Source organism: Proteus sp. G3927, assembly GCF_963894685.1.
Lineage (GTDB): Bacteria > Pseudomonadota > Gammaproteobacteria > Enterobacterales > Enterobacteriaceae > Proteus > Proteus mirabilis.
Genome location: NZ_CAWQGX010000028.1, coordinates 39149 through 64953, shown reverse-complemented (window position 1 = coordinate 64953; position 25805 = coordinate 39149). Strand labels below are relative to the sequence as shown.

At 38.2% G+C, this 25805-nt stretch carries 19 protein-coding genes; 12 read left to right on the top strand and 7 right to left on the bottom strand.

The window, feature by feature from the left end:
- Window positions 1–12: 12 nt before the first annotated feature.
- The gene (gene allD, locus AACV00_RS11590) at window positions 13–1062 is read left to right on the top strand and encodes an ureidoglycolate dehydrogenase (protein WP_161680289.1); all 1050 of its coding nucleotides are present in this window, start codon (window positions 13–15) and stop codon (window positions 1060–1062) included.
- A gap of 72 nt (window positions 1063–1134) precedes the next feature.
- Here allD and AACV00_RS11585 read toward each other — a convergent pair whose 3' ends face one another.
- From AACV00_RS11585 to ycaO, 5 genes are all read right to left on the bottom strand, one after another.
- Window positions 1135–2040, bottom strand: a complete 906-nt coding sequence (locus AACV00_RS11585; RefSeq protein ID WP_104459799.1) for a BPSS1780 family membrane protein — start codon at window positions 2038–2040, stop codon at window positions 1135–1137.
- A gap of 357 nt (window positions 2041–2397) precedes the next feature.
- Window positions 2398–3138 (bottom strand): pyruvate formate lyase 1-activating protein, encoded by a 741-nt coding sequence (gene pflA / locus AACV00_RS11580; protein WP_004244575.1) that lies wholly within the window; start codon window positions 3136–3138, stop codon window positions 2398–2400.
- Window positions 3139–3245: 107 nt separating this feature from the next.
- The gene (gene pflB / locus AACV00_RS11575) at window positions 3246–5528 is read right to left on the bottom strand and encodes a formate C-acetyltransferase (protein WP_004244576.1); all 2283 of its coding nucleotides are present in this window, start codon (window positions 5526–5528) and stop codon (window positions 3246–3248) included.
- A 54-nt stretch (window positions 5529–5582) separates the two neighbouring features.
- Window positions 5583–6437: a formate transporter FocA gene (focA, locus tag AACV00_RS11570; protein WP_004244577.1), complete on the bottom strand. Its 855-nt coding sequence runs from the start codon at window positions 6435–6437 to the stop codon at window positions 5583–5585.
- Between the two features lie 670 nt (window positions 6438–7107).
- Window positions 7108–8865, bottom strand: a complete 1758-nt coding sequence (ycaO, locus tag AACV00_RS11565; RefSeq protein ID WP_017827047.1) for a 30S ribosomal protein S12 methylthiotransferase accessory factor YcaO — start codon at window positions 8863–8865, stop codon at window positions 7108–7110.
- A 227-nt stretch (window positions 8866–9092) separates the two neighbouring features.
- Between ycaO and ansB the strand changes: the two genes are divergently transcribed.
- Window positions 9093–10130: an L-asparaginase 2 gene (ansB, locus tag AACV00_RS11560; protein ID WP_104459798.1), complete on the top strand. Its 1038-nt coding sequence runs from the start codon at window positions 9093–9095 to the stop codon at window positions 10128–10130.
- Between the two features lie 74 nt (window positions 10131–10204).
- Here ansB and AACV00_RS11555 read toward each other — a convergent pair whose 3' ends face one another.
- Together AACV00_RS11555 and AACV00_RS11550 are read right to left on the bottom strand one after the other, a co-directional pair.
- Window positions 10205–11458: a two-partner secretion domain-containing protein gene (locus tag AACV00_RS11555; RefSeq protein WP_104459797.1), complete on the bottom strand. Its 1254-nt coding sequence runs from the start codon at window positions 11456–11458 to the stop codon at window positions 10205–10207.
- A 136-nt stretch (window positions 11459–11594) separates the two neighbouring features.
- Complete coding sequence (locus AACV00_RS11550; protein ID WP_104459796.1) at window positions 11595–13025, bottom strand: MFS transporter; 1431 nt, start codon at window positions 13023–13025, stop codon at window positions 11595–11597.
- 136 nt (window positions 13026–13161) lie between these two features.
- On the opposite strand from AACV00_RS11550, the gene serC reads away from it, so the two are divergent.
- From serC to AACV00_RS11500, 10 genes are all read left to right on the top strand, one after another.
- Entirely contained in the window at window positions 13162–14250 is a 1089-nt protein-coding gene (gene serC, locus AACV00_RS11545) for a 3-phosphoserine/phosphohydroxythreonine transaminase (protein WP_004244582.1), read from the top strand.
- Between the two features lie 196 nt (window positions 14251–14446).
- The gene (gene aroA / locus AACV00_RS11540; RefSeq protein ID WP_004244584.1) at window positions 14447–15733 is read left to right on the top strand and encodes a 3-phosphoshikimate 1-carboxyvinyltransferase; all 1287 of its coding nucleotides are present in this window, start codon (window positions 14447–14449) and stop codon (window positions 15731–15733) included.
- A gap of 288 nt (window positions 15734–16021) precedes the next feature.
- Window positions 16022–16699, top strand: coding sequence for a (d)CMP kinase (gene cmk / locus AACV00_RS11535; protein WP_004244585.1), 678 nt, complete (start codon window positions 16022–16024; stop codon window positions 16697–16699).
- Window positions 16700–16880: 181 nt separating this feature from the next.
- Window positions 16881–18554, top strand: coding sequence for a 30S ribosomal protein S1 (rpsA, locus tag AACV00_RS11530; RefSeq protein WP_004244586.1), 1674 nt, complete (start codon window positions 16881–16883; stop codon window positions 18552–18554).
- A 64-nt stretch (window positions 18555–18618) separates the two neighbouring features.
- Window positions 18619–18906: an integration host factor subunit beta gene (ihfB, locus tag AACV00_RS11525; RefSeq protein WP_004244587.1), complete on the top strand. Its 288-nt coding sequence runs from the start codon at window positions 18619–18621 to the stop codon at window positions 18904–18906.
- A gap of 441 nt (window positions 18907–19347) precedes the next feature.
- Complete coding sequence (locus AACV00_RS11520; RefSeq protein WP_087726643.1) at window positions 19348–21717, top strand: DNA internalization-related competence protein ComEC/Rec2; 2370 nt, start codon at window positions 19348–19350, stop codon at window positions 21715–21717.
- A 36-nt stretch (window positions 21718–21753) separates the two neighbouring features.
- The gene (msbA, locus tag AACV00_RS11515; protein ID WP_004244589.1) at window positions 21754–23499 is read left to right on the top strand and encodes a lipid A ABC transporter ATP-binding protein/permease MsbA; all 1746 of its coding nucleotides are present in this window, start codon (window positions 21754–21756) and stop codon (window positions 23497–23499) included.
- A complete protein-coding gene (gene lpxK, locus AACV00_RS11510) occupies window positions 23496–24497 on the top strand; it encodes a tetraacyldisaccharide 4'-kinase (RefSeq protein ID WP_161680287.1) in 1002 nt (333 codons plus the stop codon). The genes msbA and lpxK overlap by 4 nt, the downstream gene beginning before the upstream one ends.
- Before the next feature lie 495 nt (window positions 24498–24992).
- Window positions 24993–25208 carry a cold-shock protein gene (locus tag AACV00_RS11505; protein ID WP_004247631.1) on the top strand — a complete coding sequence of 72 codons (216 nt, stop codon included), beginning with the start codon at window positions 24993–24995 and terminating at the stop codon, window positions 25206–25208.
- A gap of 414 nt (window positions 25209–25622) precedes the next feature.
- Complete coding sequence (locus AACV00_RS11500) at window positions 25623–25802, top strand: Trm112 family protein (protein ID WP_004244593.1); 180 nt, start codon at window positions 25623–25625, stop codon at window positions 25800–25802.
- Window positions 25803–25805 lie beyond the last annotated feature (3 nt).

Here is a 25805-nt window from a genome sequence, read left to right as displayed (position 1 = left end):
AGAGCCTATTGTATGATAATTTCTAAACAGCAGTTACACCAATTAATCAAAAATAAGTTACATAATGCAGGACTGAATGAAAACCATGCAGACATTGTTGCCGATGTATTAGTTCATGCTGATGTGAAAGGAATTCATTCCCATGGTGCTGTACGTGTGGAATATTATGCTGAGCGCATTAGTAAGGGAGGAACAAATACGCATCCTAAGTTTACTTATCAAGAGACAGGACCTTGTAGTGCGATTTTTGATGGTGATAATGGTGCTGGACATGTTGCTGCTAAGCAGGCCATGGAGCACGCGATTAATATGGCACAAGAGAAAGGCATTGCTGTTGTTGGGGTTAGACGTATTGGTCATAGTGGGGCGTTATCCTACTTTGTAGAACAAGCCTCTGCATCTGGAATGATTGGTATTTCACTTTGCCAATCGGATCCTATGGTAGTGCCATTTGGTGGCTCTGAAGTTTATTATGGCACTAATCCTATCGCTTTTTCAGCCCCGAGTGCAGATGATAAACCTATTACCTTTGATATGGCGACGACGGTGCAGGCATGGGGTAAAATTCTCGATGCGCGAGCTAAACATAGTGCCATTCCTGACACATGGGCGGTAGATGAAGCGGGCAAACCAACCTGTGATCCCTTTGCAGTAAAAGGTTTATTACCTATTGCGGGACCAAAAGGCTATGGCTTGATGATGATGGTTGATGTATTGTCTGGCATTTTATTAGGATTACCTTTTGGTAAACATGTTAGCTCTATGTATCATGATTTGACACAAGGTCGTGAATTAGGCCAGCTCCACATTGTGATTAATCCTGCTTTCTTCACTGATGCTGATTTATTTAAAAAACACATTTCTCAAGTAATGGCTGAGCTACATAGTATTAAGCCTGCAGTCGGTTTTGAACGGGTATTATATCCTGGGGAAAATAGTCAGCTTGCAGCGCAGAGAAGCGAAAAAGAGGGGATAGAAATCGTTGACGAAATTTATCATTACTTAAATTCTGATGTATTATTTAATCAATCTTATGATAATAAAAACCCATTTGCCAGCTAAGTTATATTAATAAAAAAACAGCCATCCATTAATTAGGTGGCTGTTTTTGGGTTATCCAAAATTATAAAATATTTAACTGACTAATTTACCGATATTCGATTCTGCGGTTTTATTTAAAGAAACTTTATTCCCACCATCACCATTATTGTCATTGTTATCAGTATGGTTATTAGTCATATTACCCATATTTTTCTGATAGAAAATATGGCGATATGATCCATACATTGCAGTAAAAGAGAGTGGAATAGTGATAAATAAGCCTAATCCAAATGGGATAATACTCAAGCCAATAATGATGCTTAACAGCACAAAGAATAGAAAGCCACCAAATAAGTTGTTTTTAACCGCCATAAAACTGGCTTTAACGGCAGGGATAGCTTTATAGTCATTTACTAAAATTAAGGCAGGGGCAAACCAATAAGAGGCAGTACTGATTAAGCTAAAAATGATAATAATGATAGAAGAAAACGTAATTGGTGTCAGGTTATCAGCCAATAAGCCTTGAATATAGTAGGTTGGTGCATCATTAAGAGCGGCTTGAGCAACTTCCATCAATAATGAGCCACTGATTAATAGTGCTAAAATAAAGCCTGCTAAGATAATAAGCACACTAATACCATAAGCACCCATGATGCTAAGGTAGCGTTTGTTCTGGAAACCAGAAAATAAATTATCCAGATTTAGCTGACCAGTCTCATATTGCTGATGGGCTATCATCATAAGCCCGGCAACTAATACAGCTGAAATAAACGGGGAGATAATCGGCCCAATAAGTGGGATAAATCCAAGGATAGATGAGATAATTAAGTTAACAAGAAAGTAAATAATTACAGCGCCTACCCACATAAAAAAGCGCTCTTTAACTAAATCCCAGCCAATACCTAACCACTCGGTTGCCCCTGAAGCACCTCTTTGTAGAGGAGCTGGCGTAAACACCTCTTGTGGCTCCGTAAGCGATGAACTATTATCTTGTTCCATTTTTTTCTCTGCCTTAAAAATAATTAATTGTTTATAAATATAACTTTTTATAATTCATATCATATCTTTTTATTTTGTAATTAATCAATACTATTAAACTAAAGAATGCTTAAGGATAATCTTAGAAACTTCTAAATGACCATTAGAATGAGTAACAATTTTATATTGTCATAATTAACTGCAATGGTCGTTATTAAAAATATCTTTATTTGAGGTATGGAAAACAATATTTTTTAATTTAGTGGCTGGCGCTTTCTCAAAAGAACATGCCGCAGGGAGGGGAAAACTTGATGGCAGTTTTACATAAAAAAAGCAGTACATTGTGCACTGCTTTTTAAAATGGGGGTGTATAAAAGCTTAATACATCACTTTATGACCATAAGATGCAATAATTGCTTTAACATTTTCCATCGTCTCTTTTGACGGTGGATGAATACCATCGAGTTTATACTCTTCTCCTAAAGCAACCCATTTATGTTTACCTAATTCGTGGTAAGGGAGAAGCTCGACTTTTTCGATATTTTTCATATCTTTTATAAATTCGCCTAAACGATGAGCAGAATCATCATCATCAGACCAACCGGGCACAACCACGTAACGTATCCAGGTTTTTTGGCCTCGTTTAGCTAAATAGCGGGCGAATTCCAGTGTACGTTGGTTAGAAACACCAACCAATTTTTGGTGAATGTCATCATTCACTTGTTTTAAATCCAGCATGACTAAATCAGTCACGTCCATTAATTCATCGATGACAGGATCATAACGGCGTACAAAACCGTTAGTATCTAAGCAGGTATGGATATTTTCTTTTTTACAAGCACGGAACCAATCACGTACAAATTCTGCTTGTAAGATAGCTTCACCACCAGAAGCAGTAACGCCACCACCAGAGGCATTCATAAAGTGACGATAAGTCACTGCCTCTTTCATTAATTCATCAACTGTGACAATTTGCCCACCATGAGTATCCCATGTGTCACGGTTGTGACAATAGAGGCATCTCATTAGGCATCCTTGGAAGAAAACAATAAAGCGTATTCCGGGACCGTCAACAGTACCGCAGGATTCAAATGAGTGGATACGACCAAGTACGGACATAACAGGGTTACTCCAAAACTGTCTAGATAAAAAGGCCCCAAAGTAGGGGCCTTTATTCTAAGCGATTTTATCTACTTTCTCAGTAAATAAATGCATGAGTTATCAAATTACATTGTTTGAGTGAATGTACGAGTGATAACGTCTTGTTGCTGCTCTTTAGTTAATGAGTTGAAACGGACTGCATAACCAGAAACACGGATAGTTAATTGAGGATATTTCTCAGGATCTTCCATTGCTTCTAACAGCATTTCACGATTCATTACGTTAACATTCAGATGTTGGCCACCTTCGATATCCGCTTCATGATGGAAGTAACCATCCATCAGACCTGCAAGGTTTGCTTTACGAACATCATCATCTTTACCTAACGCGTTAGGTACGATAGAGAAGGTATAAGAAATACCATCTTTCGCGTAAGCAAATGGCAGTTTAGCAACTGAAGTTAATGAAGCAACTGCACCTTTTTGGTCACGGCCATGCATTGGGTTAGCACCTGGTCCGAATGGTGCGCCAGCACGACGACCGTCTGGAGTGTTACCTGTTTTCTTACCATACACAACGTTTGAAGTGATGGTCAGAATTGACTGAGTTGGCACTGCGTTACGGTAAGTGTGCAGTTTCTGAATTTTCTTCATGAAACGTTCAACTAAGTCACAAGCGATATCATCAACACGAGAGTCGTTGTTACCAAATTGTGGGTATTCACCTTCAATGTTGAAGTCTACGGCTAAACCGTTTTCATCACGGATTGGTGATACTTTTGCATATTTGATAGCAGACAGTGAGTCAGCCGCAACAGATAGACCTGCGATGCCACAAGCCATAGTACGGTATACATCACGGTCATGAAGTGCCATCAGTGCTGCTTCATAGCTGTATTTATCGTGCATGTAGTGGATAACATTCAGTGCAGTAACATACTGAGTTGCTAACCAATCCATAAATTGATCCATACGGTTCATCACAGTATCAAAGTCTAATACTTCGTCCATGATAGGTGCGTGTTTTGGACCTACTTGGATTTTCAGTTTCTCATCCACACCACCATTGATGGTATACAGTAAGGTTTTAGCTAAGTTTGCACGAGCACCGAAGAACTGCATTTGTTTACCCACAACCATTGGGCTAACACAACATGCAATTGCATAGTCATCACTGTTGAAGTCAGGACGCATTAAGTCATCATTTTCGTACTGGATTGAAGAAGTATCGATTGAGACTTTAGCTGCATATTTTTTGAAATTAATAGGCAGTTGTTCTGACCATAGGATAGTCATGTTTGGTTCTGGTGAAGGACCCATGGTGTACAGGGTATTTAAGAAACGGAAAGTATTCTTAGTTACCAAAGTACGACCATCTAAACCCATACCACCTAATGATTCTGTTGCCCAGATTGGGTCACCAGAGAATAATTCATCATACTCAGGAGTACGTAAGAAACGAACCATACGTAATTTCATGACTAAGTGGTCAATTAATTCCTGAGCTTGTTCTTCAGTCAACAGACCTGCATCGAGATCACGTTGGATATAGATATCTAAGAAAGTAGATACACGACCGAAGGACATTGCTGCGCCGTTTTGAGATTTAACAGCGGCTAAGTAACCGAAGTAAGTCCATTGTACTGCTTCTTTCGCATTTTGAGCTGGGCGAGAAATATCACAACCATATTTCGCAGCCATTTCTTGGATTTGACCTAATGCAGCGTGCTGCTCTGCGATTTCTTCACGCAGTTGGATAGTCATTTCCAGATCTTCACCTTTTTCCAGTTTTTCTTGTAAAGAGGTGAATTGAGCGAATTTGTCTTTACGTAGGAACTCGATACCGTACAGTGCAACACGACGGTAGTCACCGATGATACGGCCACGACCATAAGCATCTGGCAGACCAGTTAAGATACCTGATTTACGGCATTTTAAGATGTCTGGAGTATAAACATCGAATACACCTTGGTTGTGTGTTTTACGATATTCAGTAAAGATTTTTTTCAGCTCTGGATCTAGCTCACGGTTATAAGCGTGGCAAGAACTTTCAACCATACGGATCCCACCGAATGGGATGATTGCACGTTTTAGAGGTGCATCAGTCTGTAAACCGACGATTTGTTCTAAATCTTTTTCGATATAACCCGCATCGTGTGAAGTGATAGTTGAAGCAACAGAAGTATCAAAATCAACCGGCGCATGAGTGCGGTTTTCAATTTTGATGCCTTCCATAACTTGTTCCCAAAGTGTATCAGTTGCTTTAGTGGAACCTGCTAGGAAAGATTCGTCGCCTTCATATGGAGTATAGTTTTTTTGAATAAAGTCACGAACATTAACATTGTTCTGCCATTCACCTTCAGAAAAACCTTTCCATGCTTCAGCAAATTTTTCATTTAAATCAGACATGATACTTCTACCTTTTTACAATGGAACTTAAGAAATCAGTCATAACTGCACGGATTAATGTTTATCGCCGCGCAGATGCATTAACCAGTATACCAGACCGACTAGGACTGCTCCGCCGATAATATTACCGATAGTGACTGGCAATAAATTATCAACGAGGAAATTTGATACTGTTAGATTTGAAAATTGTTCTGGTGATGCACCTACTGTAGTCCAGAATTCTGCCGGTGCAAAATTCTTAATTACAATACCTAAAGGAATAAGAAACATGTTAGCGATACTGTGCTCAAAGCCACTCGCCACAAACATACCGATAGGTAAAATAAGTGCAAAGAGTTTATCAATTAAAGTTCGACCTGCATAACTCATCCAAACTGCAAGACAAACCATTAAATTAGCTAAAATACCTAAACAAACAGCTTCAATAAAGGTGTGCTCAACTTTATGCTGTGCAGTTTGTAATACATTCAGACCCCATAACCCATTAGCTGCTGCATATTGACCTGCAAACCACATTAAGGCAACAAAGAACAGGGCGCCAATAAAGTTACCAATATAGACATTTATCCAATTAGCGAACATCTTAGCCCAAGAAATACGTCCTGTCGCTTTAGGAATAATGGTGAGTACAGTTGAAGTGAATAAGTCTGCACCACAAACAACCACGAGCATTAAGCCTAAAGAGAAACAAATTCCTCCAACGAGTTTAGCGAGACCAAATGGAACAGATGCGGTGCCTGTAGTCGCTGTAATATAAAAAACAAACGCAATTGAAATAAACATTCCCGCAGTAAAAGCAGATAAGTAAGTTGTTGGGATATGTTTGTTTGCTTTATAACAACATGCATCATCGGCAACTTTTGCCATATCAGCAGGTGATAATAAATTAAAAGGGCTGTCAGCTTTCATACTAACACTCTCTTATATGTTGGAATAATTATAGCACGCAATAATAGTAGCAAAGGGTCTTACTCCTAAAGTTGATATGGATCATAGTCGCTTATGAGAGACGCAATTTTAGTACGTAAAAACCGGCTAAATTAGCTATAATTATTTGATTAATAATAAGAAAAAATTTTTTAAATTTTATCAAAAAATTTTAGCCTGGCTGGATAAACAAAGTAAAAAGTAAATATAACGTATTATTTATTTTTATTAGCGTTAACAGATAAAAATAAAATTTAACGCTCCATTTACTTTTGCGCTAAATATAAACATTACTTTATTTGTGGGTAATCTAATTGATTACGCCAGCCTTAAAACCATTATAAAAATACGGTTTTTAAATTTTTGAGATCTAGGTAAACAATTAGCAATTTAAACTATATTTTTGTGGTTTTTTTAGATTAAAAAGTTAACCTTATCTTTTTGTGTCGTATTTAAAACTTAAAATCGTCACTTTTGACATATTTGACACTTTTGTCATTTGACATAATTGTCATGGTGGCAAAATTGTCGTTATATTTTTTTATATATAATAAAACACTCTACTAATAAGTAGAGTGTTTTGATTTTAAACAAAGCGATTATTAATCAGTTAAAAATAATTATTTAATAAATAACCTTAAATAAAATAATGTTATTTATTCGATTGACGTTTTGCTTGTTGTAATTTTTCATACGCGGCTAATAAAGATTGATGAACAGGCAAATTCGCTAATGATGGAGCTATGGGTTGCAAGCCATAAAAAGGTTGTTTACCTTCAATTGCATTTAATGCAGCTTGCAGTGTTTCCTCGCCATACATACGAGAAAAAGCCTCCATATATTGTGCAGGCTCACGCTCATGCTCTTCACGTAGGAGTAAAAGATTATGCAGGCAACGATAATAATTTTGACGCGCTGGTGTAAATAATGATGCGTTAAAATCTTGTGTCCACTCAACCCAAACTAATGCTTGTTCTAAATCGCCACCAGCGAGTGCTAACATTGATTTTAATTCACCTACACGTAAATGACTCCAACCATTATCTTTACCCGGTGCAATACCAATCATTTCTCTGATACGAGTAAAGTCATCTAAGCCATCTTCATCAAATTGGCCAATAAGTGAGAGGTACTCTTCTTTTGTGCCATGACTTGTTGGTAAAGAAAGAATGGTGTCACGCCAATGGACACCCATAATGTTATTGGCTAGTTGCAGATCTTCAGCAGGATAAATATCGGATAAGCCAGGGACTAAAATACGGCAAGCATAAACCCCTAAATGGTTATAATCCATAATATACACTTCTGCATCACATTGCTGGCACAGTGACATTAATGTGTGGAATTCTTCTTCGGTTGAACCACTGAAATCCCAATCAACAAATGGATAGTCTGCATCTTTTTTAAACAGATCCCAACTAATTAAACCACTAGAGTCGATAAAGTGGGTTTCAAGATTAGTGTGATCACCGACTTCTTCATCATCAAAACTCGGTGGATTGAAAACATCGAGATCTTTAAGGCTACGGCCTTGCAATAACTCAGTAACAGTACGCTCTAATGCCACACCAAAATCGGGATGAGCACCAAAAGAAGCGAAACAAGTCCCATTTTGTGGGTTAAACAGCACGACGCAAATAACGGGGAATTGTCCCCCTAAAGAAGCATCAAAACTAAAAATAGGGAAGCCTTCTTTTTCTAATGTCGTAATAGCTTCAATAACAGCAGGATAACGAGCTAAAACTTCATGGGGGATTTTAGGCAAGCTAATTCTTTCGCTGATAATTCTATTTTTGACATAGCGTTCAAACACTTCAGAAAGCCCTTGCACTCGAGCTTCATTTTGCGTATTTCCTGCTGACATACCATTAGATGCATAAAGATTTGCAATGATATTAACAGGTATATATACAGGTGTTTTATCTGATTGGCGAATAAACGGTAAGGCACAAATACCACGTTCTGAATTACTTGATTGTAAATCAACCAGTTCACTGCCACATAGCTCACCTTCAGGATCGTAAAATTGACGTAAACGTGCATCTAATAAGCCTTCAGGTACAGCATCATCATCTGTCAGTGGAAACCATTTTTCATTTGGGTAATGAACAAACTCACCTTCTGCAATATCAGCACCTAGCCAGAAATCAGAAAAGAAATAATTGGTTGAGAGACGTTCAAAATATTCGCCTAATGCTGAAGCCAATGCTGCTTTTTTAGTAGCACCTTTGCCGTTAGTAAAACATAACGGACAATCTTTATCACGAATATGAACAGACCAAACGTTAGGAACAGGATTTAACCATGAAGCTTCTTCAATGTTAAAACCTAACTGAGTTAATTTTTGCTGAAAGCTAGCGATAGAGTCTTCCAGTGCGGCATCTTTGCCGGGAATAAATGTTTGTGACATGGCAGGTTTCATCAATATTTTACGAGTGATAGTTAGGGGCACATGATACTGAAATCGTCGCTAATGCACTAATTATTTCTCGTGTCGGTTGATTTTAAATAACATTCCTTATCATTAATGCACTAATATATTAGTTCTTTTGATAAATTCGTTCTATTTATCACGGAATTACTGATAATAAATCATCATAATTGGACGCGATTTTATAGACTCATAAGGATTAAAAAATGATAAGAAAAACATTGCTAGCCAGCTTATTAACCGTAATTAGTGGTACCGTTTTTGCTTTACCTAATGTGACAATCCTCGCAACTGGGGGAACTATCGCAGGGGGTGGAGACTCTGCCACTTCTTCAAGCTACACAGCAGGAAAATTAGGCATTGATACATTGATTAATGCCGTACCTGAGGCAAAAAAAGTGGCTAACTTAACAGGCGAGCAAGTGGTTAATATTGGTTCGCAAGATATGAACGACCAAGTGTGGTTAAAACTGGCGAATAAAATTAATACGGATTGTGATAAAACAGACGGCTTTGTGATAACCCATGGTACAGATACGATGGAAGAGACCGCCTATTTTCTTGACTTAACCACAGCATGTAAAAAACCGGTGGTGATGGTAGGGGCTATGCGCCCAGCAACAGCATTAGGTGCTGATGGTCCATTAAACCTCTATAATGCCGTGGTGGTGGCGAGTGATAAAGCATCTGAAAATCGTGGTGTATTAGTTACCATGAATAATTCGGTGATCAGTGGTAAAGATGTTGTCAAAATGAATACGACAGAAGTGCAAGCATTCCAGTCGATTAATGCGGGTGCACAAGGTTATGTTCATGATGGTAAAGTACACTATTACACTGCTGCAACACCACGCGCTGAGAAAGTTGCCTTTGATGTCAGCAAATTAACCGAATTACCAAAAGTAGGTATTGTTTATAACTATGCTAATGCATCTGATTTACCGGCGAAGGCGTTTATAGATAACCACTTTAAAGGTATTGTTAGTGCAGGTGTCGGCAATGGTAACTTGTATTCTGACATCTTAAATACTTTAGCAGATGGTGTAAAAAAAGGTGTTGTTGTGGTTCGTTCAAGTCGTGTTCCGGTTGGATTTACCACACAAAATGGTGAAGTAGATGATGCAAAATATGGCTTTATTGCTTCAGAACGTTTAAATCCACAGAAAGCAAGAGTGTTATTACAGTTATCTTTGACAGAAACACAAGATCCCGCCACGATCCAAGAAAACTTTGAAAAATATTGATTAGTTTTTTTGTTTTTTAGTTAAATCAGAAAACCATCCGCTGATGCATAGCAGATGGTTTTCTTTGTTAAATATTATTTAATTTTGCGTAATTTAGTATAAATTTTGATATCTTCTCTATTGTTTTGAATATTATTCATATTTTTATCGCGAGTGTATAATCGTTCAGTGTTGATAACACCATTATTTATCAGTTGGCTATCCTCACTAATATCTAAAGTTAAGTTTTTCATTTGGCTAATAGTATTTTTGGGTATTAACCCTATGTATGTCTCGCTATAGTTATTGTTATTTTTACCAGTATTAAGCCAATATTGCATGCCAATAGTTCCACTTTCCATATTATAGAAGAAAGACTTATTTTGCAGATCTAAATATCCGCCTCTGGCGAGAATATATCCATGGTTATTAAATGTTGTTTTATTTAGATTAAGTTGTATGGCATTTTTACTACGGTTACTACTTTCTAAACTACCATAATTATAAATAGTAGTATCAGAAGCATTGATAATGATATTTTTAGAAGAGATTAAACCTTGTTTTTTAGGATCACCATTTTTATCACCTAATATTATCTGATTGGGGAAATTATTTCTTTTTATATGTGAGCGCATGGCGTATTCTTGTTTTAAGATACTTTCACCTTCTTTAATTATTATATCTCTTTTACCTGAATAAATATTTATATCTCCTTTAGAGGATATAAAGCCGTTTTCTAACTTAATGTTATTAGATATGATATTAAGTTTATTAAAAGAATGACTAGAACTACGGTCATTTTTATTACTGAATACAATTTTTCCAATATGTTCAATTGATTTTCCACCCCTATATCCTTTATGTATGGGAGCGATAGCTTTTTCTAAGCGGTAGCCGATTAATTCATCATTATTATTATTGATAACAGGTTTCCCTGTTGTTAACGTTTCTTGTAATGTATTCGAAAAACTACAATTATGGCATTCAATACCATTTGGGTTGGCTATAACAACATGAGCTGCATTGCCAGCTACCGCGATATTCCCCGCTAAGAATGACGTTGCTCCATTAACCACTTCATTAATAATAGTCTCAGCGGCAACCTCTTTATTATTTAAAATAATGCCAGCATCAGTTACATCAAATGTATCATATTTATTATGAGAAATGCCTTTGGGATTTTTTGGTGCTATTAATATTTCTGCTTGTTTAGGATTAATTTCATTAGGTTTAACTATTGTTGAAGAGTCTTGATTAATAGAAATATATTTATAGCTAGTTTGTTCTACGGCCTGGCATATTGATGGTGTGTATATTACGCCAATTATTATTGCATTTCTTAATTTCATATGTTTACCCTTGTATATTATTTAGGGCTAATTTAACGATATTAAAAACATAAATAAAGATAGTCAGGTTTAAAAGGCGTTTATTTATAAAAAATAAAAAGGCTATTTTTTTAATAGCCTTTTGGGTTATATGTTATTAATGTTTTCTTATATTGGAAACAACTATTTTTGCAGTAATAAATGCAATCAGTGGGGTAATAGAAAATACAATAAATAACCAATGGGCTGCATTTTGTGCGCCAGCAATACCTCCGGGGTTGGTTAATCCTGCTATATTTACAACAGTACCTGAAATGGCAGCACCTACAGCGGTTGAAAATAGCTGAATAGTGGTGATTGACGTCGCCGCTTTTTGCGCTTCTTCCCCTTGAGAAACCTGTAATACACGAGTGAGATAATGAGGCCAAGCCATGCCAATTCCTGCACCTGTAAAAAAGAGGGCTAGACAAATAATAATCACTTGCCCATAAGGTAAAAGGAGATAATTTGAAATTAATAAGCCAAGAACAATTATGGCAGTAAAGTTAATGGCAGGGCCGATACGCATAAGACGCTGAGCAATACCGCTTGGTTGAGATGAAGAGATAATAGCCGAAAAAGACCAACCAGCACCGACTAAAGCAGCTAAATAACCGGAAAGTAACGGAGTAATACCATGGATCATTTGTAAAAAATAGGGCACAAACACTTCTGTCTGAACACTTATTCCTAGCAATGCCATAGTCAGATAAATAGGGGATAGTGGGGCTGAAAAAGAGAATGTTCCTTTAGGAAAAAGCCCATCATGAGATCTCTTATCGATATAAATTAATAATAAGATAAAAATAATTGCTAATAGAAAAGATAAAATATGATATAGCGTAACGTGATACAAGCTACCGATTGAGATAGATAACACTGCTAATATTAATAAGGTAAGTTGTAGGTAGGGAAGTGATGTTTTTTTGTTAGCAATATCAGCACTGTTTTCCTTAGGAAGGATAGTAAACAGTAGAATAGCATAAGGAATGCCTACACAAAGAATAGACCAAAAAGCACCCCGCCAAATATTATATTCTGCAAATATTCCTCCTAATGCGGGACCCAGCAACGTTGATATTCCCCACATACTGGACATTAACGCCATAGCTCGAGACCATAATGGTTGCGGAAACATCACCCTGACCAATGAATAAGCTAAAGCCAGTAACATTCCGCCCCCCGCACCTTGAATAAATCGGCCAACCAACAAGATTGGCATTGAAGGGGCGGTAGCACAGATAATAGAGCCTGCTAAAAAGCAGAGTGTGGCAAATAAGTAGCTATTACGTGGCGCGAGTAAAATTAATAAACGAGAAGTCAACGCCGAAGAGAGAATGGATGCCAAAATAAAAACGGTGGTATTCCATGCATATAAATTAAGCCCACCGATATCACGAACAATAGAAGGTAGGGTGGTAATGGTGATATAGACATTAATAGCATGTAATGCCACTCCCCCTGCTAAAGCGAGTGATTTTAGACTATTTCGTCCTTTAAGTAGCATTCCCCAGCTCGCATCTTCCTTTTTATACTGACTCCCCGACATAAAATACTCCTAACGATTATTTTTGTGTGCTACACATAATACGTAAGTTTACAAAAGTCATTGCGCCAATTAGAGGAGAATGATACAACCGATAGAGGTCGTTTTGTCAAAACATATTCAGATAGGGTGAATTTGAATGAGTCAGGTATATAACTTTAGTGCAGGTCCGGCCATGTTACCGGCAGAAGTTCTTCGTCGTGCAGAATTAGAATTATGCAACTGGCACGGATTAGGGCGTTCTGTTATGGAGATCAGCCACCGCAGTAAAGAATTTTTGGAGGTTGCCCACCAGGCAGAGCAAGATCTACGGGATCTACTCAATGTACCAGAAAATTATAAAATTCTGTTCTGTCATGGTGGCGCTCGTGGTCATTTTGCGGCATTACCGCTTAATTTATTAGGTGAGAAAACCACCGCTGATTATATCGATGGAGGATATTGGGCTAAAAGTGCTGCCGATGAAGCGGAAAAATATTGTTCACCTAATATCATTAAAATAAAAACAGAAATTGACGGTAAAATCGCGGTTAAGCCAATGAAAGAGTGGCAATTAAGTGATAATGCAGCCTATGTGCATTATTGCCCAAATGAGACTATCGATGGGATTGCTATCCACGAAGAGCCGGATTTTGATGATAAAAAAATTGTTATTGCCGACTACTCTTCCGCTATTTTATCTCAGCCACTTGATGTTAGCCGTTTTGGCATGATTTACGCTGGAGCACAAAAAAATATTGGTCCTGCGGGGTTAACACTGGTAATTATTCGCGAAGATTTACTGGGTAAAGCACGTAAAGAAACCCCTTCAGTATTTGATTACACAGTACTGGCTGAAAATGACTCCATGTTTAATACACCGCCGACTTTTGCTTGGTACTTATCAGGCATGGTGTTTAAATGGTTAAAAGAGCAAGGTGGCTTGCAAGAGATAGCAAAACGCAATTATGAGAAAGCGACACTGCTTTATAGTGCGATTGATAACAGTGATTTCTATATTAACCGTATTGCCACAGAAAACCGCTCTTTGATGAACGTACCTTTCCAAATGTCTTCTCCTGCTTTAGATGCGGTTTTCTTAAAAGAAGCTGAAGAGCAAGGATTAGTTGCGCTGAAAGGGCACCGTGTTTCAGGTGGTATGCGTGCATCTATTTATAACGCAATGCCTTTTGCTGGTGTACAAGCATTAGTTGATTTTATGGCTGATTTTGAGCGTCGCCACGCTTAATGGTTACCTTTTCACTGCTGCAAAACCTGCCTTATTGGCAGGTTTTCTGATAATTAAAGCACAGAGAGCCAATAACTGTTATCTCTGTGCCAATATGGCAAATAGATAAATATTAATTACGATAATCATACTATTTGACATTATTACACAGCGTCTCTACCTATTTTGACTTATCTAGCGGAGCTTTTACCTGTTTATGGAATCGTTGACATTACAACCCATCGTACATATTGAAGGCACTATCAATTTACCCGGTTCAAAAAGTGTCTCTAACCGTGCACTTTTATTGGCAGCTTTAGCCAAGGGAAAAACGCGTTTAACTAATTTATTAGATAGTGATGATATTCGTCATATGCTCAATGCATTAACTGCCTTAGGGGTACAATATCAATTATCAAATAATAATACGGTATGTGATATTGAAGGGTTAGCAGGTTCTTTTCATCCCCAGCAGCCACTTGAACTCTTTTTAGGCAATGCAGGAACAGCGATGCGCCCATTGGCGGCAGCTTTAAGCCTCGGAGAGCACGATATTGTTCTTACGGGTGAGCCTCGCATGAAAGAGCGTCCTATTGGTCATTTAGTGGATGCGTTACGTCAAGGGGGGGCAAAGATTGATTATCTTGAACAAACGGATTATCCGCCGCTACGTGTTTGTGGGGGATTTTCGGGGGGAAGCGTTGATGTTGATGGCTCCGTTTCCAGCCAATTTCTGACCGCATTACTAATGATGGCGCCTTTAGCTCAGCAAGATACCACTATTACCATTAAAGGTGAATTAGTCTCTAAACCTTATATTGATATCACGTTAGCCTTGATTAACACTTTTGGTGGAGAAATTGAAAATCAAAACTATCAGCGTTTTATGATTAAAGGTGGTCAACAATATCAATCTCCGGGTAAATATTTGGTTGAAGGCGATGCATCTTCTGCCTCTTATTTTTTGGCGGCAGCCGCCATTAAAGGAGGGATCGTGCGAGTAACCGGCATTGGTAAAAATAGCTTGCAAGGTGATATCCATTTTGCGTCTGTGCTTGAAAAAATGGGGGCTACAATACGTTGGGGTGACGATTATATAGAGTGTGAACGTGGCAAGTTAAAAGGGATAGATATGGATATGAATACTATTCCTGATGCGGCAATGACGATTGCTACGACAGCGCTTTTTGCTGAGGGTGAAACGACTATCCGTAATATTTATAACTGGCGGGTAAAAGAAACCGACCGTCTATCTGCCATGGCGACAGAATTACGTAAAGTTGGTGCGATGGTTGATGAAGGTCGCGACTACTTAACTGTGATACCGCCTAAACAGTTAACGACGGCTGAAATAAAAACCTATAATGATCACCGGATAGCTATGTGTTTTTCACTGGTGGCATTGTCTAACACGCCGATTACTATTCTTGATCCTGGCTGTACGGCAAAAACATTCCCTGACTATTTTGAAAAACTAGCAAGTATTTCTCATGCAAAAGTTTAATTAAAATAGCATCAATTAAATCGATAGTATTGGCTTTTCTCTAGTACGATACTATCGATTTTCTTAATTTAAGCGTGTTTTTATTCTATAAATAAGTAGATTAATAAAAAATTATCTTTAAAAAGCACTGCTTGTTTTTAACTGCTTGTTTCCTCCTCTACATAGTATGCGTATAATGACGCGCAATATATTAATACTGTTTTTCTCTGTTTAGAGCTTATGTTGTAGAACGCCATAGGTTCACGGCAGTAAATATAGAAAAACAGTGCCCATGAAAAGGAGAAACTCATGGCGGTTATCGTCCCTGTAATTACTGTTGATGGGCCTAGCGGAGCAGGTAAAGGAACATTGTGTCAAGCATTAGCAAAAGCCTTTGGTTGGCATTTACTTGATTCCGGTGCTATTTACCGTGTATTAGCATTAGCAGCATTACATCATCATGTGGACATTACATCAGAAGATGCATTAGTGCCTTTAGCGGCGAATTTGGATGTGCGCTTTATTCCTAATGAAAATGGATTAAGTGTTATTCTTGAAGGTGAAGATGTTTCAACCGAAATTCGTACTGAAACCGTTGGCAACACAGCGTCACAAGCAGCAACGTTTCCTCGCGTAAGAGAAGCATTATTACGCCGTCAGCGTGCATTTCGTACTGCACCGGGATTAATTGCTGATGGCCGAGATATGGGCACAATCGTTTTTCCTGATGCGCAAGTAAAAATATTTCTTGATGCCAGTGCGCAAGAGCGTGCACGTCGTCGCATGTTACAGTTGCAGGAGAAAGGCTTTAATGTTAACTTTGAACGCCTTTTATCCGAGATAAAAGAGCGTGATTATCGTGATAGAAATCGCGCAGTAGCGCCTTTGGTTGCGGCAAAAGATGCATTAATTCTCGATTCAACAAGCTTATCTATTGATGAAGTTATTGAAAAATCGTTAGCTTATGCGAAAAAAATCTGCAATTAACAGCGTAATTCGTTTTTATTTCGTTTATACTAGGTAATTATTAAAATCGGGTTGACGTGTTAATGAATACACAATAATGCCCGATGACCTTGTCACAAAGGATGTAACGAGGTATGTGAAACAACCCCATTCGGCCGGATGCTAAATGGACGTTAATTAAATTTACTTGAAGATCATTAACATGACAGAATCTTTTGCTCAACTCTTTGAAGAATCCCTAAAAACAATCGAAACTCGTCCAGGTGCAATCGTTCGTGGCGTTGTTGTTGCTATCGATAAAGACGTTGTTCTGGTTGATGCAGGTCTGAAATCAGAATCTGCGATTCCTGTAGAACAATTCAAAAACGCGCAAGGCGAATTAGAAATCCAAGTGGGTGACGAAATTGACGTTGCTCTGGACGCGGTTGAAGATGGCTTCGGTGAAACCGTTCTGTCTCGTGAGAAAGCTAAACGTCACGAAGCGTGGCTGATGCTGGAAAAAGCTTACGAAGAAAACGAAACTGTTGTTGGTATCATCAACGGTAAAGTTAAAGGTGGTTTCACTGTTGAACTGAACGGCATTCGTGCGTTCTTACCGGGTTCACTGGTAGACGTTCGCCCAGTTCGCGATACAACTCATCTGGAAAACAAAGAGCTTGAGTTCAAAGTCATCAAATTAGACCAAAAACGTAACAACGTTGTTGTGTCTCGTCGTGCGGTTATCGAATCTGAGAACAGCGCAGAACGTGATCAACTGTTAGAAAACCTGCAAGAAGGCATGGAAGTTAAAGGTATCGTTAAGAACCTTACTGACTACGGTGCATTCGTTGATCTGGGCGGTGTTGACGGCTTACTGCACATCACTGATATGGCTTGGAAACGTGTTAAACACCCAAGCGAAATTGTCAATGTTGGCGACGAAATCACTGTTAAAGTCCTGAAATTCGACCGTGAGCGTACTCGCGTATCATTAGGTCTGAAACAACTGGGCGAAGATCCATGGGTAGCTATCGCTAAACGTTATCCAGAAGGTACTAAACTGACTGGTCGTGTAACTAACCTGACTGACTATGGTTGCTTCGTAGAAATCGAAGAAGGCGTTGAAGGTCTGGTACACGTTTCTGAAATGGATTGGACTAACAAAAACATTCACCCATCTAAAGTTGTTAACGTTGGTGATGTTGTTGAAGTTATGGTTCTTGACATCGATGAAGAACGTCGTCGTATTTCACTGGGTCTGAAACAGTGTAAAGCAAATCCATGGCAGCAATTCGCAGAAACTCACAACAAAAACGACCGTGTTGAAGGTAAAATCAAGTCTATCACTGACTTCGGTATCTTCATCGGCTTAGACGGTGGTATTGACGGTCTGGTTCACTTATCTGACATTTCTTGGAATGTTGCAGGTGAAGAAGCTGTTCGTGAGTACAAAAAAGGCGACGAAATCGCTGCAGTAGTACTGCAAGTTGACGCTGAGCGTGAGCGTATCTCTCTGGGCGTTAAACAATTATCAGAAGATCCATTCAATAATTACCTGTCTGCTCACAAAAAAGGTGCTATTGTTTCTGGTAAAGTAACTGCTGTTGATGCTAAAGGCGCAACTGTAGAATTAGCTGACGGCGTTGAAGGTTACCTACGTGCTTCAGAAGCTTCACGTGACCGCGTTGAAGATGCAACTCTGGTTCTGAATGTTGGCGATGCTGTAGAAGCTAAATACACTGGTGTTGACCGTAAAAACCGCGTTATCAACCTGTCTGTTCGTGCTAAAGACGAAGCAGATGAGAAAGACGCTATCGCTTCTGTAAACAACAAAGAAGAAGCTGGTTTTTCAAACAACGCTATGGCTGAAGCTTTCAAAGCAGCTAAAGGCGAATAATTTAAGTTATTAACGGAAGGCAACGAGAGTCGTTGCCTATTTATCGGTAGTCTAGGGAGGTAATATGACCAAGTCTGAGTTAATCGAGAGACTTGCAGGCCTACAATCTCATCTTTCGGCTAAGACGGTTGAAGAAGCTGTAAAAGAAATGCTTGATCATATGGCTGATACTTTGGCTGATGGTGAGCGTATCGAAGTCCGCGGATTCGGCAGTTTTTCTCTACACTACCGTGCGCCGCGTACGGGTCGTAACCCGAAAACTGGTGATAAGGTAGAGCTGGAAGGTAAATACGTTCCACACTTTAAGCCAGGTAAAGAGTTACGTGACCGTGTAAATATTTATACGGAATAATAGTTTCCTATCAAATAGGCATAAAGTTAGTAAACTTTTTCAAAAACGGTACTTCGGTGCCGTTTTTTATTGGGTTATCGGTTGGTATTAAGTTACGTTCTACTATTCTCTATTCTCTATTCTCTATTCTCTATTCTCTATTCTCTATATTCTTTATCACTTCTCTATATTCTTTATCACTTCTCTATATTCTCTTTATTAGCGATTGTTGTAAGACATTGGGCTTACCTTACGTGATCTTTATCTATTTGGCTTGAGTTAATTTTGATATTTGCCGTTATTCCATCACTTTTTAGAACAACTTCGCAAAAAATAGTGTATGCGCTTAAAACGAAAGTTTTTATTAAAAGAGAGTTCGAAAAAAATACGATTTTAACTATCTTAAGTAACAATTTAACAGCATGATATTACAAGGAAAAATTAATTATATGGATGTAGAATATGATTTTATTAGCCAAGATAAAATATATTTATAGAAATAAAATAGTATTAATAAAATGGCATTATCTTTATGCTAAATATATTACAATGCTAGGGCTAAAACCTCTTAATATAGATTATCTTGCCGTTATCATTATATTAAGTTGCTTACCTTTACTTATTCAACGTGAAACACTGAGTTTATCCCTGAGTTATACACTGATTATCGTAGGGATATTGTTATATTTAATTCCTTTTTCATACTTACGTTTTTTGTTGCTATTACTCTGTTTTTGGTGCTATGCAAACAGTACTGCCTCTTCTTTAATGGCTAAAACCTCTCAACTTGCTGACACCATTGCCACAATAGAAAGCGCAATTCTAGAATATCGTCGCTTGCCGGATAGCAATATAATGATTAAAGTTGCTATTCCTAAACAGCATCTCTTTTCTGCTAAGCTCTATGCCAATATATATTGGCGTCATCCGCCTAAAAATGTCGTAGTCGGGCAAACATGGCTGTTTAAAATTCACTTTCGTGCAGTACATGGTTATTTAAATGAGGGAGGATTTGATAGCCAAAAATATGCAGTTTCAGTAAGAGAAACATTGTCAGGAAAAATATTATCAGCCACATTAACGAATTCTCACCTTCCTATTTATACTCAATTTATTCACTATCTTTCATCTTATTGGCAAGCCACAAAAAATAGTGGTGAAATCACAGCATTAGTGTTAGGTGATAAACGAGGTATTTCTGCCAAAAATAAAATACTTTATATGAAAACAGGTATTTCGCACCTCATTGTGATTTCAGGGCTGCATATTGGCCTTGCTGCTCTGTTTGGTTGGCTGATAGCGAGAGGAGTACAATATCTTTTCCCAACGCAATGGATTAACCCACAATTTCCTTTGGTTATTAGTTTAGGTTGTGGTGTTTTTTATGCGGCTTTATCAGGATGGGGGATCCCCGCAACAAGAGCGATAATAGGCCTAACTATTTGGGTTTTACTCCATTGGCGTAGTGGGCTTTTTTTACCTTGGCAGTGGGCGATTTGGAGTGCAGCAGTGATTTTATTGCTTGATCCGCTCGCCATATTATCCGCTAGTTTTTGGTTATCCTTTTCTGCGGTATTTGCCATCATTGTTTGGTATTGGCTCTATCCATTAAATAAAAGATTTAGCCAGCAAAAACGTTGGTTTGTTATTAGACTCATTCATTTGCAACTAGGACTATTGATCATCTTATTACCCTTTCAATACTACTTATTTGGTGGTGGTAATCTTTTTAGCTTGCTTGTTAATTTATGGGCTGTGCCTATTATTTCGTTTATTACCGTACCACTTATTATGTGTGGGCTATTTACTGCCTTTTTACCTGTTCTACAACCTATTATTTGGTCATGGGTTGATCAGTCTATCAATTGGGCATTTTTCTGTGCGCCTTATTTTCTTGCGTATTGGCAACCCTGTGGCGCTGTCCCTTGGTTATTTGCATTAAGCGGTATTATAACTCTTTTAGTTATTAAAATGAGCTGGTGGCGTCATCATGTGATTATTTTGATCACTATTGCTACTTTTTTATATTGTGAACTGTTTTTCTCTAAACGTTATGATTGGCGAATAACCATGTTAGATGTTGGACATGGTTTAGCTATTATTCTTGAAAAAGAGGGAGAAGCGGTTATCTATGACACAGGGATACGCTGGAAAAGTGGTGGCACTATTGCTAAAAATGTCATTATTCCCTATCTAACGCATCATCGATTACAGCCTGTTGCCATGATAATTAGCCATGATCACCTTGATCATACCGGTGGTATTTACGACTTATTACGTGCTTATCCCAAGTTAACTATCCGTAGTAGCTTTGACAATCCCCAACATTTACCGTGTTTACAAGGGGGAGTATGGCAATGGAAAGACCTTACTTTCAACGCGCTCTGGCCGCTGACATTATCTCGCTCACCTAAAAATAATGATTCTTGTGTGATTTCATTAACGGATGGTAACAGTGTTATTTTATTAACAGGCGATCTGGAAAAAGAGGGGGAAGCGCAACTACTGAGAAGGAAAAAAGCCTATTTAAAAGCGGATATTTTACAAGTTCCTCATCATGGTAGCCAAACATCATCCACATTGGCGTTTATTCAAGCAATATCACCAAAATATGCACTAGTTTCTGCTGCACGTTATAGCCCTTGGCGTTTACCTTCTGATAAAGTACATAACCGTTATAAAAAAGAGGCCATTGATTGGCTAACAACATCGATAAATGGGCAAATTTCTATCGAGTTTAAACACGGAAAGATTGATGTAGTCACCTATAGAAGAGATATTTTACCTCGTTGGTATCATCAGTGGTTTGGTGTTTTGACGTTTCCCGAGTAGAATAGCCCGCTATTTATTAAAAGTTTGGTAATATATATGAATGATATAGACCTATCAACGTGGCAAACATTCCGACGCTTATGGCCGATGATTCGGATCTTTAAAGCGGGGTTGTTTGCTGCAGCAGGCGCATTAATCATAAATGCGGGTGTTGATGCATTTATGATCTCTTTATTGAAACCTCTGCTTGATGAAGGCTTCGGTAAAGCAAGTAATGATGTATTAAAATGGATGCCTTTAGCCGTTATTGGCCTGATAGTTCTGCGTGGTATATCTAACTTTATTTCTAGTTACTGCCTTTCTTGGGTATCAGGAAAAGTCGTGATGAATATGCGCCGTCGGCTGTTTTCTCATATTATGGGAATGCCGGTGAGCTTTTTTGATCAGCAATCTACAGGTACGTTATTATCACGTATTACCTATGATTCAGAACAGGTCGCTTCATCTTCATCAGGGGCTTTGATCACTGTTGTCCGTGAAGGGGCTTATATCATCGGCTTATTTGGCTTGATGTTCTACTATAGCTGGCAGTTATCACTTATCTTGATTGTGATCGCACCTATTGTGGCGGTGGTGATCAGAATGGTATCAACACGCTTTAGAACCATCAGTAAGCGTATCCAAAATAGTATGGGGCAGGTGACAACAAGTGCTGAACAAATGCTTAAAGGCCATAAAGAAGTCTTAATTTTTAATGGTCAAGAAGTTGAGAATAAGCGCTTTAATCATGTTAGTAACCATATTCGTCGCCAAGGTATGCGTATGGTGGTGGCATCTTCTATATCAGATCCCATTATCCAGCTTATTGCTTCTTTTGCTTTAGCCTTTGTTTTATATGCAGCCAGTTTTCCTGAGATTATGGATACCCTGACTGCAGGGACAATTACGGTGGTCTTCTCTTCAATGGTCGCTTTAATGCGCCCATTAAAATCATTAACTAACGTTAATGCTCAATTCCAACGAGGCATGGCTGCTTGCCAAACATTATTTGCTATCCTTGATATGGAACAAGAGAAAGATACCGGCACCCTTGAGCTGAAAAAACCAACAGGTGATATTGAGTTCCGTAATGTCACTTTCCAATATATCACCAAAGATACACCTGCTTTGAAAAATCTGTCCTTCACTATTCCTGAAGGGAAAACAGTGGCACTAGTAGGGCGTTCAGGCTCAGGTAAATCTACTATTGCAAACCTCCTCACTCGTTTTTATGACGTTAACGAAGGGGAGATTTTGATCAATGGTCACGATATTCGTGATTACACATTAAGATCACTACGTAATCAGGTTGCGTTAGTTTCACAAAATGTGCATCTGTTTAATGAAACGGTAGCAAACAATATTGTTTATGCTTGTGAAGACCAATATACCCGTGAGGATATCGAGAAAGCGGCTAAAATGGCTCATGCTATGGACTTTATCCAAAAATTAGATAATGGTCTCGATACTGAAATTGGTGAAAATGGCGTGTTGTTATCAGGTGGTCAGCGTCAACGTATTGCCATTGCAAGGGCACTATTGCGTGATGCGCCTATTCTTATTTTAGATGAGGCAACTTCAGCATTAGATACTGAGTCAGAGCGGGCAATTCAAGCCGCACTTGATGAACTGCAAAAAAATAGAACATCATTAGTGATTGCTCACCGTCTATCAACCATTGAAAAAGCAGATGAAATTTTAGTGATTGAAGATGGGGAAATTGTTGAACGTGGTGCTCATCTTGATTTAATTGAGCGAAAAGGCGTTTATGCTCAGCTACACAGGATGCAATTTGGCAAATGATTGAGCGGATTTGGTCTGGTAAATCGTGGTGTTACCTTCTTTTATTGCCTTTTTCATGGCTCTATGGGGCGATCAGCCTTTTTAGGCGTTTTGCCTATAAACAAGGCTGGTTATCCTCATGGAAATCCCCCGTACCTGTTGTTGTGGTAGGTAACTTAACGGCGGGAGGTAATGGTAAAACACCAGTGGTGATTTGGCTTGTTGAGCAATTAAAAGCACAAGGCTTTAAACCTGCGGTTGTTTCTCGTGGTTATGGCGGGAAATCAGACCAATATCCTTTATTATTGTCGCCAGAAACACAGCCGGCCGTTGCAGGAGATGAACCGGTTTTAATTTATCATCGCACTGGCGTACCTGTTGCCGTTGCACCTTCTCGCAGTGATGCAGTCAAAGCGCTATTAGCGCAATATGATCTTGATATTATTATTACTGATGATGGATTACAGCATTATGCCCTACAGCGAGATTATGAAATCGTTGTTATTGATGGACAACGGCGTTTTGGTAATGGCTGGTGGTTGCCCGCAGGGCCGATGAGAGAGCGCGCTCATCGTCTTGATTCTGTTAATGCGGTTATTGTCAATGGTGGTGATTGTCAAGCGAATGAAATAGCGATGAGTTTAGAGGGAGAAATCGCGGTAAATCTAAAGACAGGTGAGAAAAAAGCCATTACTGAGTTGGGTAATGCAGTTGCTATGGCAGGGATTGGTCATCCTCCTCGTTTCTTTAATTCCTTGCAAGATAAAGGGGTTAGGCTAATTGCGACTAAAGCCTTTAATGATCATAGTGAATATACCCTACAAGAGTTACAAATACTGACGCCTCACCAAGAGTCGCTGATTATGACAGAAAAAGACGCAGTTAAATGCCAGCATTTTGCGCAAAACAACTGGTGGTATTTGCCTGTCAGTGCGGTATTGGAAGATCTATCTGTGCTAAATCAAGTCAGCCAATTAGTGACAACGCGAAAAAAACTTGTATATGATCTGAAACAATGATATTTATAATGGAAATCAGGATAGCGTTACATAAAGATTACCTACCCACTAATCGTATACCGCTTTTGTCGTAGTTCAATTTAACTCGCTAATACCCTATCTACTCAAAAGCCTTGTGTGGAGAGTTTTTAGATCTTTATTGTAGAGTTAATATTGTTATGCTGTGGATATTATTCATGCTTGATAGTTAAAATGCTTTCGAATAGAAATTACTTTATCATTTATATCAAGCAAGTTTATTGATAGGTACAGGCTACAATATAGAACATGTCATATATTTGTCATGAATATTTTGTAGTTTAGTGTCTGTTCAATAAATAGTTATCTAATTTAGCTATCACGATTTTGAACATTTATATTGAATAATAAAATGCACTACTTAAATTAATGTGTTCAGAATTTAATGGGGTTTTATATAAGAAGACTTAATAAAAAGTAGAATGCATGTGTATAGAAGATAAAAACTATACAAAGAACAAAAGGAGTTTATCTATCATGACATTACAATTAAGAATGGGTCGCGTAAAATGGTTTGACAATAATAAAGGATATGGTCTTATTGTTGCAAAAGATCTTGAACAAGATATTTACGTCAATAAAAAAGCGATTGCCAATACAAAAAATAAAGCACTAACCGAAGGCCAAGACGTTGAGTTTTCTGTTATCAAAACAGCAGCAGGTCTAGAAGCCGCTGATGTTATCGGGTTCTAAATAGTCGACACCTATAATAAATGGGTGAGACCATGTTTTAACCTATTGATTTAATTAAAATCTATCATTACGTTGATGCAAAAAGGATAAAATAAGACGTTATCACTGATTGCTCAAGGTAATATAAAATGGTTGCCACGTTAATTAGAATGCAATAAAGATAATAAAAAGGTTAAATTATTATCAATAAAAGCGGAATGTAATTCTTTATTAATGATGTTGCAGACAAAACGATAAAAGGCCACATTATTGTGGCTTTTTTGTTGCTTATAGTGAAAAAGAAAATAGTAAATTTATTAATAGAGAAAATATTTAGCGAATAATTACCAAACCCGCGGTGTAGAGTATTAACGCTGATCCTTCCTTATGATATCCTTTTATCCTATAACATGATTAACCCTTGTGAGGGACAAAATGGATCACCGCTTACTCGAAATTATTGCTTGCCCAGTTTGCCATGGCAAACTTATCTTTGATAAAGAAAATTCAGAGCTTATCTGCAAAATTGATCATCTCGCTTATCCTGTTCGTGACAATATTCCGGTTCTACTAGAGAATGAAGCCAGAGAGTTGTCATTAGAAGAGGAAAAATAACCT